This is a genomic window from Kitasatospora sp. NPDC087315, from assembly GCF_044744345.1.
In the GTDB taxonomy this organism is placed as follows: Bacteria; Actinomycetota; Actinomycetes; order Streptomycetales; family Streptomycetaceae; genus Kitasatospora.
In genome coordinates, this window is the sequence record NZ_JBIUYD010000019.1 from 1 (window position 1) to 13,524 (window position 13,524).

The following is a 13,524-nucleotide window of genomic DNA, read 5'->3' on the forward strand; positions in this document are numbered from 1 at the left end:
CCGCCGGCATCTGGCACAACAACCTGATCGGCGCACCGGTCACCCGCTCGCTGATCGCCTACGACCACTGATCACATCGGATCTACTCGTCTAGGGGTGAAGGGCGAGGGGCGCAGCGCGAAGGGCCCGGGAGACGGTGGTCACCCGGGCCCTTCAGGCCCCTCGGCGGGGCGGTGTCAGCGGTCTACTCGTCGTCCTCGTCGTCGAGCCGGGCCAGCCAGGTGGCCAGCCGCTCGACCGGGATCTCGAAGTCGGGGTTGAGGTCGACGAACTCGCGCAGGCGCTCGGCCAGCCACTCGAAGGTGACCTCCTCGTCGCCGCGCCGGCTCGCCAGCTCCTCGATGCCGCGGTCGGTGAAGTACACGGTTCGCTCCGGTCAGACGGGAATTCGACCTGGTCAGGATAGACCCGGTTGGCCGTTGGCCCGCCAGGTGCCGAGGGTCACCCCGGCGGCCCCGGTGGTGGGGCCGGCGGCCTCCACGGCCGCGACCGCGGCGGCACCGCGAAACGGCCCGGGCCCCCGCGCGGTGTGCGCGGGGGCCCGGGCCGTTCGGCCTGACCGGGGGTCAGAGCGAGAAGATCTCCTCCAGGAGACCCTGCTGCTCGGCGGCGTGGCGCTTGGCCGAGCCGACCGCGGGGGCCGAGGAGGCCGTGCGGGCGACGCGGCGCAGGCGCGAGTCGCCGGCGCTGCGGCCGATGACGACCTCCAGGTGGTCGACCAGGTTCATCGCGATGAACGGCCAGGCACCCTGGTTCGCCGGCTCCTCCTGCGCCCAGATGAACTGGACGTCGTCGCCGTAGCGGCTCAGCTCCTCCTGGAGCTCGGCCACCGGCAGCGGGTAGAGGCGCTCGACCCGGACGATCGCGGTGTCGGTGATCCCGCGCTCGGCACGGGCCGCCTCGACGTCGTAGTAGAACTTGCCCGCGGTGATGACCACCTTGCGGACCTGCGACGGGTCGACGGTGGTGTCACCGATGACCGGGCGGAACGAGCCGGAGAGGAACTCCTCCGTGGCACTCGCCGCGGCCTTCAGACGCAGCATCGACTTCGGGGTGAAGACGACCAGCGGCTTGTGGTGCGGGTTGTGCGCCTGCCAGCGCAGCAGGTGGAAGTAGTTCGACGGCAGGGTCGGCATGGCGACCGTCATGTTGTTCTGCGCGCACAGCTGCAGGAAGCGCTCCGGGCGGGCGGACGAGTGGTCCGGGCCCTGGCCCTCGTAGCCGTGCGGCAGCAGCAGGGTGACGCCGGAGTGCTGGCCCCACTTCTGCTCGGCGGAGGCGATGTACTCGTCCACCACGGTCTGCGCGCCGTTGACGAAGTCGCCGAACTGCGCCTCCCACATGACCAGCGCGTTCGGGCGGGTCAGCGAGTAGCCGTACTCGAAGCCCATCGCCGCGTACTCGGACAGCAGGCTGTCGTACACGGTGTAGCGGGCCTGGTCCTCGGTCAGGTACAGCAGCGGGGTGTAGTCCTCGCCGCTGACCCGGTCGATCAGCACCGCGTGGCGCTGGCCGAAGGTGCCGCGGCGGCTGTCCTGGCCGGCCAGGCGGACCGGGTGGCCCTCCATCAGCAGCGAGCCGATGGCGAGGGTCTCGCCCATCGCCCAGTCGATGGTGTTGTCCTCGACCGAGCCGGCGCGGCGCTGCAGCTGCGGCAGCAGTCGCGGGTGGACGGTCAGCCAGTCCGGCAGGTTGACCTGCGAGGCGGCGATCCGCTTGACCATCTCCTGGGAGATGCCGGTCTGGATGCTGACCGGGAAGTCGGCCTGCGGCGTGCCGACGGCGGCCGGGGCCGGCGTCTGGGCGGCGTCGCGGACCTCGGCGAAGACCTTCTCCAGCTGGCCCTGGAAGTCCTGGAGCGCCTGCTCCGCCTCTTCCATGGTGATGTCGCCGCGACCGATCAGGCCCTCGGTGTACAGCTTGCGCACCGAGCGCTTCTTGTCGATCAGGTCGTACATCAGCGGCTGGGTGAACGACGGGTTGTCGGCCTCGTTGTGACCGCGGCGGCGGTAGCAGATGAGGTCGATCACGACGTCCTTGTGGAACGCCTGACGGAACTCGAAGGCGAGCCGCGCGACGCGGACCACGGCCTCCGGGTCGTCGCCGTTCACGTGGAAGATCGGGGCCTCGATCATCCGGGCCACGTCGGTGCAGTACATCGAGGAGCGCGAGGAGGCCGGGGCGGCGGTGAAGCCGACCTGGTTGTTCACCACGATGTGCACGGTGCCGCCGGTGCGGTAGCCGCGCAGCTGCGACATGTTCAGGGTCTCCGCGACGACGCCCTGGCCGGCGAAGGCCGCGTCGCCGTGGATCTGGATCGGCAGCACCGGGAAGGTGGTGCCGCCCTGGTCCAGGATGTCCTGCTTGGCGCGGGCGATGCCCTCGACGACCGGGTCCACGGCCTCCAGGTGGGAGGGGTTCGCGGCGAGCGAGACCTTGATGGTCTCGCCGTCCAGGCCGGTGAAGGTGCCCTCGGAGCCGAGGTGGTACTTCACGTCGCCGGAGCCGTGCATCGACTTCGGGTCGAGGTTGCCCTCGAACTCGCCGAAGATCTTGCCGTACGGCTTGCCGACGATGTTGGCCAGCACGTTCAGACGGCCGCGGTGGGCCATGCCGATCACGGTCTCGTCGAGGCGGTGCTCGGCGGCCGCGTCGATCGTGGCGTCCAGCAGCGGGATGAGCGACTCGCCGCCCTCCAGCGAGAAGCGCTTCTGCCCGACGTACTTGGTCTGCAGGAAGGTCTCGAAGGCCTCGGCCGAGTTCAGCCGGCGCAGGATGCGCAGCTGCTCCTCGCGCTCCGGCTTGGTGTACGGCTTCTCCAGGCGCTCCTGCAGCCACTTGCGCTGCGCCGGGTCCTGGATGTGCATGTACTCGATACCGACGGTGCGGCAGTACGTGTTGCGCAGCAGGCCGAGGATGTCGCGGAGCTTCATCATCCGCTGGCCGCCGAAGCCGCCGACCGCGAACTCGCGCTCCAGGTCCCACAGGGTGAGGCCGTGGGTGGTGACGTCCAGGTCGGGGTGCTTGCGCTGCTTGTACTCCAGCGGGTCGGTGTCGGCCATCAGGTGGCCGCGGACCCGGTAGGAGTGGATCAGCTCCATGACGCGCGCGGTCTTGTTGACCTCGTCGTCGTGGGTGGTGGCGACGTCGGTGGCCCAGCGGACCGGCTCGTACGGGATCCGCAGCGACTCGAAGATCTCGTCGTAGAAGCCGTTCTCGCCGAGCAGCAGCCGGTGGATCTCGCGCAGGAACTCGCCGGACGCCGCGCCCTGGATGACGCGGTGGTCGTAGGTCGAGGTCAGCGTCATGATCTTGGAGACGCCGAGGCGGGACAGGGTCTCCGGGGCGGAGCCCTGGAACTCGGCCGGGTACTCCATGGCGCCGACGCCGACGATGGTGCCCTGGTTCTGCATCAGGCGCGGCACGGAGTGCACGGTGCCGATGCCGCCGGGGTTGGTCAGCGAGACCGTGACGCCGGTGAAGTCGTCCATGGTCAGCTTGTTGGCGCGGGCCCGGCGGACGATGTCCTCGTAGGCCTGCCAGAAGCCGAAGAAGTCGAGGGTCTCGGCCTTCTTGATGGCCGCGACGACGAGCTGGCGGTCGCCGTTGGGCTTGACCAGGTCGATGGCCAGGCCCAGGTTCACGTGCTCGGGCTTGACCAGGAAGGCCTTGCCGTTCTCCACCTTGTAGCTGTGGTTCATGCCCGGCGAGGCCTTGACGGCCTGGACCAGGGCGTAACCGATCAGGTGGGTGAAGGAGACCTTGCCGCCGCGGGCGCGCTGCAGGTGGTTGTTGATGACAATGCGGTTGTCGATCAGCAGCTTGGCGGGCACCGCGCGGACGGACGTCGCGGTCGGCACCTCCAGCGAGGCGTCCATGTTGGTGGCGACGGCCTTGGCCGGGCCGCGCAGCTGGACGAGCTCGGGGCCCGCCGTGGCGGCCGGCGCGGCCGGAGCCGGGGCGGCGACCTTGGGGGCCGGCGGCGCGGCGGGGGCTGCGGCGAGCGGCGCGGGAGCCGGAGCCGGGGCCGCCGGGGCGGTCGCGGGTGCGGCCGGCGCGGCGGGAGCGGCAGCGGCGGGCGCGGGGGCGGCAACGGGAGTCGGCGTGGTGCCGACCGGGGTCGCGGCCTGGGTCACTGGGGTCACCTCGGTACCGGGCTTGTAGTCGGCGAAAAAGTCCCACCAGGCTCGGTCGACCGAGTTCGGGTCCTGGAGGTACTGCTGGTAGATCTCATCGACGAGCCACTCATTGGGGCCGAAGCCAGTGGAACTTGCCGAGCTATTGGGGGTTTCAGGGGACTGTGGCGACACGGCGGCAACCGCCCTCTTCCGCTTCCTTTTGGGATGTTTGGACAGCGGGGATTAAGGCTACGCCCCTGACCAGTGATCGCGCAGTCCCCGGGGCTCAGGCGTCGCCCAGATCACAGTGCTGACCTGCAGTTTGGCTGAAAATGTGCGTTAGAAAGCCGCATCGGAGGGGAAGCGATCACGGTCGATCAGTGCACATATCTGGACGAAACCGGACAAAGCATCCCGGAAGCACCGAATGATCTTCGTGTACGTCTGTGTCCGTCCTGTGACATGACGGCGAAGTCCGTCCGACGCGAATGCGACGAGGCTCACCGCGGACCGGGCAGCCGGACCTCGATCCGGCAGCCGCGGGCGGCCTCGGCCACCTCGATCCGGCCGCCGTGCAGATCCACCGCCCAGCGGGCGATGGCCAGCCCCAGACCGGTGCCGCCGTCGGCGCCGGGCCCCTGGGCGGTGGCGGTGCCGCTGCGGCTGAACCGCTCGAACACCCGGGTCCGGTCGGCCGGCGGGATGCCCGGGCCCTCGTCCTCGACCTCCAGCAGCAGGGCGCCCGGCTCGGCGCCGGGCCGGGCCCGGACCGTCACGGTGCCGCCGGGCGGGGAGTGCTTGCAGGCGTTGTCGACCAGGTTGGCGACCACCTGGTGGAGCCGCTCCGGGTCGGCGACGCCGGTCAGGCCTGCCGGGCTGACCTCCAGCGCGAGCCGGACGTCCCCGCGCCGGGAGAACGCCCCGCCCGCCGTCGCGCCGTCCACGGTGACCCCGCGCAGTACGCCGTCCAGGAACTCGCGCACCTCGAAGGAGCGCGCGTCCAGGTCGACCACCCCGTCGTCGATCTTGGAGAGGTCGAGCAGATGGGTGACCAGCCGGCCGAGCCGCTCGGTCTGCTCCAGCGCGGCACCCAGGGTCGCCGGGTTCGGCTGGACGACGCCGTCGACGACGTTCTCCAGCACGGCGCGCAGCGCGGCGATGGGCGTGCGCAGCTCGTGCGAGACGTTGGCGACCAGTTCGCGGCGGTGGCGGTCGGCGGCCTCCAGGTCGGCCGCCATCAGGTTGAAGGCGGCCGCGAGCTCGCCGATCTCGTCGCGCGAGTTCACCTCGACCCGGCGGCTGTAGTCGCCGGAGGCCATCGCGCGGGCGGCGGCCGTCATGTCGCGCAGCGGGGCGGTCAGCCCGTGCGCGAGGAACTGCATGAAGAGCAGCGAGGCGATCATGGAGAAGACCATGATGATCCGGATCTGGGTCTCGGACCGGATGGCCACCACCACCATGCCGGTGGCGAGGAAGACCGAGACGATCACCAGCAGGGCGAGTTTGCCCTTGATGGAGCGGACCGGGTCGAGCGGCCGGATGTCGGCCCAGACCCGGCGGGCGGCGCGGGCGGCCAGGGTGGGCTGCCGCATGCCGGCGGTGTCCCCGTCGCGTTGCTGTGGAAAGGTCATTGGTCCCCTGTGCTTCCCCCGTGTGTGCTCCCCCCGCGCGGTTCGCGCGGCGGTCCGGGATGCGGGCCCCCCGGAGGCCCGGTGCCCGGTGACCCTAGGGGTGCGGGGCCTCCAGGGCGTATCCGACGCCGTGGACGGTGCGGATCCAGCTGGCGCCGATCTTCCGGCGCAGCGCCTTGACGTGGCTGTCGACGGTGCGGGTGCCGGAGGCGTCCGTCCAGTCCCAGACCTCGGCCAGCAGCTGCTCGCGGGTGAGCACCGCGCGCGGCTGGGCGGCCAGGCAGGCGAGCAGGTCGAACTCGGTCGGCGTCAGGTGGACGTCGCCCGAGGCCAGCCGGACCCGGCGCTGCACATGGTCGATCTCCAGCTCGCCGAAGCGCAGGCTGCCGAGCGCCGGCGTCCTGGCCGCCTGCTGGGCGCGCTCGACGCGACGCAGCAGCACGTTGACCCGGGCCGCCAGCTCGCGCATGGAGAACGGCTTGGTCATGTAGTCGTCCGCGCCGACGCCGAGGCCGACCAGCAGGTCCGTCTCGTCGTCCCGCGCGGTCAGCATCAGCACCGGGACCGGGCGCTGGGCCTGGATCCGGCGGCACACCTCCAGGCCGTCGAAGCCGGGCAGCATGATGTCGAGCACCACCAGGTCCGGCTGCCAGGTGTGGAAGCCGTCGACGGCGCCCGGGCCGTCGTGGGCGACTGCGACCTTGAAGCCCTCCGCGCCCAGGCGGGCCGCGATCGACTCGGCGATCGTCGGTTCGTCCTCCACCACCAGCACTCTGCGCTGGCTGCTCACCGTGCCGCCGCTGTTGGTGTTGTCCTGCTGAATTTCTGTCACGGTCACGCCACCGCCCCCAGGGCTGCGGGCCGGCCACCGATGGGGATGGCGGGGCTCCGCTCGTAGTCTTGTTCCGTCGTGGACTGTGCCGGGTCCGCCGTCCCGTCGCGCGCGGGGACCGGAGGGCGGGTGTCGACCGCCCACCTGTCCCGCACACTTCGCAGCGTACGGACAGCGGGTGCCTCCCGGCAGGTGGACCGGACGTTTCCGGCCCGTGGGCCGGCCGTCGGGGCCGTCCGCGGACCCACTCGCAAGTGGGCACGGGCCGATACCTTACCCGGCGATTTTTCACTCCGTAACGGTACGTATGCACCCGGGTTGACGTTGAGACGCCGGTCAGGACCCGTGCCGGCGCGTGAACGGAGAGAAGGTCTGGACCAATCCCGGGTGACGGGCGACCCCGGGCCCGGTGATCCTCACGGGGTTTTCCCAGCGGGCTCCCAGAACCTCGACGTACCGTGGTCACGAGATTGCCGAGGGTGGGATTTCCGGCGCGCGCCGGTACGTTGGCACCGGGTGTGAACCGGTGTCTGCGGATCTGAGCGGAGGCGGCATGGCGGAGTGGCGGCAGGGTGTGGTACCGGCCCGCTCCCGCCCGGCGCCGCCCGCCGGGCCGCCGTACGGCCTGCTGCGGCACGGCCTGCGGGCCGGGGTGGCCGAGTGGGTGCTGGCCCGGGTGCCGACGCCGCGGCGCAACCCTTTCGCGCTCGGCTACCTGGCCGCGGTCGGGGCCACCACCACCTTCGCCAGGCTCGCCGATCCGGAGCTGGTGCTGCGCCTCCAGGAGGCGTCCAGTTCGGACGGGCACAACCTGTTGCACCACCCCGTGCGCGCGCTGCTCTTCAGTGGCTTCTGGGTGGCGGGGCCGATCTGGATGCCCTACCTGTGGGCGTTCGCCTTCACCGTCGCGCCGCTGGAGCGCCGGGTCGGGGCGGCCCGGGCGGCGGCGGTGTTCGCGATCGGGCACATCACCGCCACGGTGCTCTCCCAGGCGGTGGTGATCACCGCCGTGGCGACCGGCCGGATGGAGTCCGAGGCGATGGACTACCTGGACATCGGCGTCAGCTACGGCGTGCTGGCCAGCCTCGGCGCGCTGGCCGGGCTGCTGCCGCCGCGCGGGCGGCTGCTGGCGCTGGGCGGCGTCGGAGCGATGATCGCCGACCAGATCCTCACCGACCGGGACCTGGTCACCGGGATCGGCCACCCGGTCGCGGTGCTCGCCGGGGTGGTGCTCTGGCGCTGGCTCCGGCGGGACGGGGGCGGCAGGCTGCGGCCGCGCCGGCTGCGTACGCCGGCCGCCTCCGCGGCCTCCGCCTCCGGGCCCGGCGGGGCCGCGGTGCTGGACCGCGGGTAGCCCCGCGCGGGGCCTGGGCCAGGCGTTTTTGACAGCCCGGGCCGCGGCCTTCCCTGTTCGCTCACGGCGAACAAGGCCTCGGGAACATCCGGTGCCCGCGAAACCTTAGTCAGGTCAACTCAAGTTCGCTGACTGGGGAGAGATCATGGCATCGACGTCCACACCGCTCACCCTGCCCGTGCTGCCGCTCGACGACGAGGTCGTGCTCCCGGGCATGGTCGTCCCGCTGGAGCTCAAGGACACCGAGGTGCGCGCCGCCGTCGAGGCCGCCCGGGCGGCGGCCACCGGCGCCGGCAAGCCCCAGGTCCTGCTGGTCCCGCGGGTGGACGGCTCGTACGCGGCGGTCGGCACCCTCGCCACCGTCGAGCAGGTCGGCCGGCTGGCCGACGGGGATCCGGCGGCGCTGGTCCGCGCCGTCCGCCGGGCCCGGATCGGCGTCGGCACCACCGGTCCCGGCGCCGCCCTCTGGGTGGAGACCACGCCGTTCCGGGAGTCCTCGGCCGGCACCCCGGTGGCCGGGCGCGCCGCCGAGCTGGTCAAGGAGTACAAGACGCTCTCCACCCAGTGGCTGCGCAAGCGCGGCGCCTGGCAGATCGTCGACCGGGTCGCCCAGATCGAGGGCGTCGGCGAGCTGGCGGACAACATCGGCTACGCCCCCTTCGCCACCGCCGAGCAGAAGCTCAAGGTGCTGCTGGAGGCGGACCAGGTGGCCCGGCTGGAGTACGCGCTCGGCCTGCTGCGCGACCACCTCGCCGAGGAGGAGGTCAACGACACCATCCGCAAGGACGTCGAGGAGGGCGTCGCCAAGCAGCAGAAGGAGTTCCTGCTCCGCCGGCAGCTGGAGGCGGTCCGCAAGGAGCTGGCCGAGCTGAACGGCGACCCGGCGGACGAGGAGGGCGACTACCGCGCCCGGGTCGAGGCCGCGGACCTGCCCGGGAAGGTCCGCGAGGCGGCCCTCAAGGAGGTCGACAAGCTGGAGCGCTCCTCCGACCAGTCGCCCGAGGGCTCCTGGATCCGCACCTGGCTGGACACCGTCCTGGAGCTGCCCTGGAACGAGCGCACCGAGGACGCCTACGACATCGCCGGCGCCCGTGCGGTGCTGGACGCCGACCACTCCGGCCTGGCCGACGTCAAGGACCGCATCGTCGAGTACCTGGCGGTGCGCAAGCGCCGGGCCGACCAGCGGACCGGGCCGGCCGCGAGCCCCCAGGAGCAGCCGGGTGGCGGCGCGCGCCGGGCGGGCGGGGGCGCGGTGCTGGCGCTGGTCGGCCCGCCCGGCGTCGGCAAGACCTCGCTCGGCGAGTCGGTGGCCCGCGCCATGGGCCGGAGGTTCGTCCGGGTCGCGCTCGGCGGTGTCCGGGACGAGGCGGAGATCCGCGGTCACCGGCGCACCTACGTCGGCGCGCTGCCCGGCCGTCTGGTGCGCGCCATCAAGGAGGCCGGCTCGATGAACCCGGTCGTCCTGCTGGACGAGATCGACAAGGTCGGCTCCGACTTCCGGGGCGACCCGGCGGCCGCCCTCCTGGAGGTGCTCGACCCGGCGCAGAACCACACCTTCCGCGACCACTACCTGGAGGTCGAGCTGGACCTCTCGGACGTGGTCTTCCTCGCCACCGCCAATGTGCTGGAGGCCATCCCCGGGCCGCTGCTCGACCGGATGGAGCTGGTCCGCCTGGACGGCTACACCGAGGACGAGAAGGTCGTCATCGCCCGGGACCACCTGCTCCCGCGCCAGCTGGAGCAGGCCGGGCTGAAGGACGGCGAGGTCACCGTCGACGAGGAGGCGCTGCGCCGGCTGGCCGGCGAGTACACCCGCGAGGCCGGCGTCCGGAACCTGGAGCGCTCGATCGCCCGGGTGCTGCGCAGGATCGCCACGCAGAGCGAGCTGGGCGAGCGGGAGCTGCCCGCCACGATCGGCGCGGGCGACCTGCGCGCCCTGATCGGCCGCCCGCACCACGTGCCCGAGGCGGCCCAGGAGCCGGCCGAGCGGCGCACCGCCGTCCCCGGCGTGGCTACCGGCCTCGCGGTCACCGGCGCCGGCGGCGACGTCCTCTTCATCGAGGCGTCGCTCGCCGACGCCGAGACCGGCGGCACCGGGCTCACCCTGACCGGGCAGCTGGGCGACGTGATGAAGGAGTCCGCGCACATCGCGCTCTCCTACCTGCGCTCGCGCGGCGCCGAGCTGGAGCTGCCGGTCACCTCGCTGCGCGACCGCGGCGTGCACCTGCACGTCCCCGCCGGGGCCGTCCCCAAGGACGGGCCGAGCGCCGGCATCACCATGACCACCGCGCTGGCCTCGCTGCTCTCCGGCCGCAAGGTGCGCACCGACGTGGCGATGACGGGCGAGGTGTCGCTGACCGGGCGGGTGCTGCCGATCGGCGGGGTGAAGCAGAAGCTGCTCGCCGCCGACCGGGCCGGGGTCACCACGGTGATCATCCCCAAGCGGAACGAGGCCGATCTGGACGACGTCCCGGCCGAGGTGCTGGAGCGGCTCACCGTCCACCCGGTCGCGGACGTCCGGGAGGTGCTGAGGCTGGCCCTGGAGCCGGCCGAGGTGCTGGTCGCCGCCTGACGGTGGGCAGCGGTCCGGGCGTCACCCGGCCCGGCCGCCGGACGGGAGGGGGCGGCAGACCTCGTGCCAGACTGCGAGGATGCCGTCCCCCACGCAGCGAGCCCTGGCCAGGGTGCCGGCCCGTCTGCGCCCGTTCCTGGTCAGGCACCGCAGGCTGGTGAAGGTCCTGCTGGTCGGGGCCTCCTGCTTCGTGCTGACGACGGTGATCAACTTCTCGCTGAAGTTCACCCTGCTGGAGCGGAAGCCGGTGGTGGCACTCACCATCGCGACCGTGGCCGCCACGGCGGTCTCCTACGTGCTGAACCGCCGGTGGTCCTTCCGGGCGGTCGGGCGCCGACGCGAGGCCGCACTGTTCTTCCTGGTCAGCGTGGTGGCGATCGTCGTCAACGACATCCCGCTGATCCTCTCGCGCTACCTCCTGGACCTGCGCGAGCCCCAGGTGAGCGCCCTCACCCAGGAGGTGGCCGACTTCCTCAGCGGGATGGTCGTCGGCACCTTCGTCGCGATGCTGTTCCGCTTCTGGGCGATGCAGCGCTGGGTCTTCACCCGCCTCGCCCAGCCCGTCGCCCGGATGGAGCAGCAGCCCCAGCGGACCTCGTGACGGTGGCCCGGAGCGGCCCCTCCGCGCCCGGCCGACCGCTCCGGGCCACCGGGGCCAAACGCGATTACGCTGCAAACGTCCGGCCCCATGGGCACGGTGCGCGGCAGTCGAGCGGGTGAGGGCGATGCGCGAGACGGACGGTCCCCGGACCGGACCCGCCAGCCAGCAGGGCATGCGCCGGGCCAATCTGGCGCTGGTGCTCGGCGCGATCGCGCGCTCCCCGCGCTCCCGGGCCGAGGCGGCCGCGGAGACCGGGCTGACCAGGGCGGCCGTCTCCTCGCTCGCCGAAGAGCTGATCGCCGCAGGTCTGGTGGTCGAGGAGGGCACGGCCACGTCCAGCGGCAAGGTCGGCCGACCCGGTACCGCGCTGGGCCTCAACCCGCGGGGGCCGGGCGGCATCGGCGCCGAGATCGGCGTGGAGCACCTCGGCGCCTGCGTGGTCGACCTGCGCGGCGAGGTCCGCGCCTGGCGCCGCCAGGAGATCCGCAACCGCGGCCGGCGGCCCGCCGCCGTGATGGCCGACCTCGCCGAGCTGCTGCGCCGGGCCGCCGACGACGCGGGGCTGCGCCCGGCCGGGCTCGCGCTGGCCGTCCCCGGTCTGGTCGGTGCCGGGGGCGGGGTGCTCCAGCGGGCCGCCAACCTGGGCTGGCAGGACGTGCCGATCGCGGCCGAGCTGCGGCTCGCGCTGCGGGCGGCCAACGCGGAGCAGCTGGCCGAGCTGCCGGTGGACGCGGACAACGAGGCCAACCTCGGCGGGCTCGCCGAACTCTGGCTGGGCGGCGGACCCGACCACTTCCTGCACGTCTCGGCCGAGGCCGGCGTCGGCGCGGCGATCGTGATCGGCGGCCGGCTGCTGCGCGGGGCACGCGGGTACGCGGGCGAGCTGGGCCATGTGCCGGTCCACCCGGACGGACCCCGCTGCGCCTGCGGGGCGTACGGCTGTCTGGAGCAGTACGCGGGGGAGGCGGCGGTGCTGCGGGCGGCCGGTCTGGAGGGGGTCCGGGGCGACTGGGTGGCGCTGCTCGCCGAACGGGCCGAGGCCGGGGACGAGGAGGTGCGCGTCGCGCTGGCCGGGGCCGGGACGGCGCTGGGCATCGCCTCGGCCGGGGCGGTCAACCTGCTCGACCCGGCCGAGGTGGTGCTGGGCGGCGGCTACGCCCAGCTGGCGCCCTGGCTGCTGCCGTCGATGCGCGCCGAGCTGGCGGCCCGGGTGACCGTCCGCCCCTGGTCGGAGGACCGGCTGACGGTCTCCCGGCTGGGCCGCCGCGGCCCGCTGCTGGGGGCCGCGGTCGGCGTGGTGCGGGCGATCGTCGCGGACCCGGGCCGTCTGGCGGACTAGGGCTTGTCTGACAGGCCCTGGCGCCCTACGCGTGCACTATCTCGCGGCCGTAGCGCGGCTTGCGCAGCACGGCGAGGAAGGTGATTCCGACGCCGGCCAGCGCCCAGACGGCGAGGACCAGCAGGGGCATGCCCAGGTTGGTGCCGCCGAAGTAGGCGATCGAGCGGGCCGCGTCGGTGCCCGCGCCGTTCGGGATCCACGCCCCGATGGCCCGCCAGAACGGCGGCATCATCGGCGGCGGGAAGACCCCGCCCGCGCTGGGGTTGCCGAGCACCACGAAGAGCAGCACCGCGACACCGATGCCGATGATGTCGAACAGGCACTCCAGTGCCATGGTGACCGCGCCGACCGCGAACACCACCAGGGCGCCCAGGGCGGAGAGGCCCCAGAACGATCCGGGCAGCGCGTTCAGGGCCGGTCCGACGATCACCGCGCCACCGATGCCGGCCGCGATCGAGTAGAGCGCCAGGGTGCCGAGCCGGATCAGCGCCCGGTGCGGGTTGGCGGGCAGCGAGCCGGCGCTGATGCCGAGGATCGAGGCGACCAGGTAGCCGCCCACGCACCAGCCGATCACCAGGTAGAAGGAGGAGAGGCCGTTGGTGTCGCCCTTGGCCAGCGGTGCCACGTCCTGGGTCACGACCGTCCGGCCCTGCGCCTTGTTCAGGCCGGTGACGACCGACTCGGCGGCCTTGGCGGCCGCCGGGCCGCGGGCGTTGCCGACCAGCAGGGTGTCCTCGGTGCCGGCCGGGTTCACCACCAGCGCGGCGTAGATCTTCTGGTCCTTGAGCTGCTCGGTGGCGGTCTGCGCGTCGGGCGCGGTGACGGCCCGGACGGCGTCGTTCGGCACCGAGTCCAGCGCCTCGACCAGCTTGGGGGAGACCTGCGGCGGGGCGACCACCGCGATCGACAGGTTGTGCGGGGTCGGCTCGTGCAGCGCCCCGACGTACGAGGTGATGAAGCCGAATTGGAGAAGGAGCACGGCAATCACCATCAGCGCCGCGCGCGGGGTGACCGCTCCCTTGAGTTCGGCGACGAGTCCCTGCCCTGGGGCGGCCATCGACATCTCCTTGTGTATGA

General features: G+C 72.8%; 9 protein-coding genes. 4 read left to right on the forward strand and 5 right to left on the reverse strand.

Going from position 1 to position 13,524, the window contains the following annotated elements; genetic code table 11:
- Positions 1-184: 184 nt before the first annotated feature.
- From ACIO5D_RS25360 to ACIO5D_RS25375, 4 genes are all read right to left on the reverse strand, one after another.
- Positions 185-364, reverse strand: coding sequence for a DUF6104 family protein (locus ACIO5D_RS25360; RefSeq protein WP_073926358.1), 180 nt, complete (start codon positions 362-364; stop codon positions 185-187).
- A gap of 202 nt (positions 365-566) precedes the next feature.
- The gene (locus ACIO5D_RS25365; protein ID WP_400655243.1) at positions 567-4,310 is read right to left on the reverse strand and encodes a multifunctional oxoglutarate decarboxylase/oxoglutarate dehydrogenase thiamine pyrophosphate-binding subunit/dihydrolipoyllysine-residue succinyltransferase subunit; all 3,744 of its coding nucleotides are present in this window, start codon (positions 4,308-4,310) and stop codon (positions 567-569) included.
- Between the two features lie 308 nt (positions 4,311-4,618).
- A complete protein-coding gene (locus tag ACIO5D_RS25370; RefSeq protein ID WP_363604726.1) occupies positions 4,619-5,710 on the reverse strand; it encodes an ATP-binding protein in 1,092 nt (363 codons plus the stop codon).
- Between the two features lie 133 nt (positions 5,711-5,843).
- On the reverse strand, positions 5,844-6,581 hold the full coding sequence (locus tag ACIO5D_RS25375; RefSeq protein WP_400655246.1) for a response regulator transcription factor: 738 nt from the start codon (positions 6,579-6,581) through the stop codon (positions 5,844-5,846).
- A 553-nt stretch (positions 6,582-7,134) separates the two neighbouring features.
- On the opposite strand from ACIO5D_RS25375, the gene ACIO5D_RS25380 reads away from it, so the two are divergent.
- The 4 genes from ACIO5D_RS25380 to ACIO5D_RS25395 all read left to right on the forward strand — a co-directional run bounded on the left by ACIO5D_RS25380 (position 7,135) and on the right by ACIO5D_RS25395 (position 12,447).
- Positions 7,135-7,935, forward strand: a complete 801-nt coding sequence (locus ACIO5D_RS25380; RefSeq protein ID WP_400798008.1) for a rhomboid-like protein — start codon at positions 7,135-7,137, stop codon at positions 7,933-7,935.
- Between the two features lie 145 nt (positions 7,936-8,080).
- Positions 8,081-10,507, forward strand: a complete 2,427-nt coding sequence (lon, locus tag ACIO5D_RS25385) for an endopeptidase La (protein ID WP_400798011.1) — start codon at positions 8,081-8,083, stop codon at positions 10,505-10,507.
- A 79-nt stretch (positions 10,508-10,586) separates the two neighbouring features.
- A complete protein-coding gene (locus ACIO5D_RS25390; protein WP_363604731.1) occupies positions 10,587-11,108 on the forward strand; it encodes a GtrA family protein in 522 nt (173 codons plus the stop codon).
- A gap of 124 nt (positions 11,109-11,232) precedes the next feature.
- Positions 11,233-12,447, forward strand: coding sequence for an ROK family protein (locus tag ACIO5D_RS25395; RefSeq protein ID WP_400798014.1), 1,215 nt, complete (start codon positions 11,233-11,235; stop codon positions 12,445-12,447).
- Between the two features lie 25 nt (positions 12,448-12,472).
- On the opposite strand, the gene ACIO5D_RS25400 is transcribed toward ACIO5D_RS25395, so the two are convergent.
- On the reverse strand, positions 12,473-13,504 hold the full coding sequence (locus ACIO5D_RS25400; protein ID WP_363604734.1) for an ABC transporter permease: 1,032 nt from the start codon (positions 13,502-13,504) through the stop codon (positions 12,473-12,475).
- Positions 13,505-13,524 lie beyond the last annotated feature (20 nt).

Coding starts and splice junctions, on each gene's coding strand:
- ACIO5D_RS25370 (WP_363604726.1), bottom strand. CDS start 5,710: ATGCGGCAGCCCACCCTGGCCGCCCGCGCCGCCCGCCGGGTCTGGGCC.
- ACIO5D_RS25380 (WP_400798008.1), top strand. CDS start 7,135: ATGGCGGAGTGGCGGCAGGGTGTGGTACCGGCCCGCTCCCGCCCGGCG.
- lon (WP_400798011.1), top strand. CDS start 8,081: ATGGCATCGACGTCCACACCGCTCACCCTGCCCGTGCTGCCGCTCGAC.
- ACIO5D_RS25390 (WP_363604731.1), top strand. CDS start 10,587: ATGCCGTCCCCCACGCAGCGAGCCCTGGCCAGGGTGCCGGCCCGTCTG.
- ACIO5D_RS25395 (WP_400798014.1), top strand. CDS start 11,233: ATGCGCGAGACGGACGGTCCCCGGACCGGACCCGCCAGCCAGCAGGGC.
- ACIO5D_RS25400 (WP_363604734.1), bottom strand. CDS start 13,504: ATGGCCGCCCCAGGGCAGGGACTCGTCGCCGAACTCAAGGGAGCGGTC.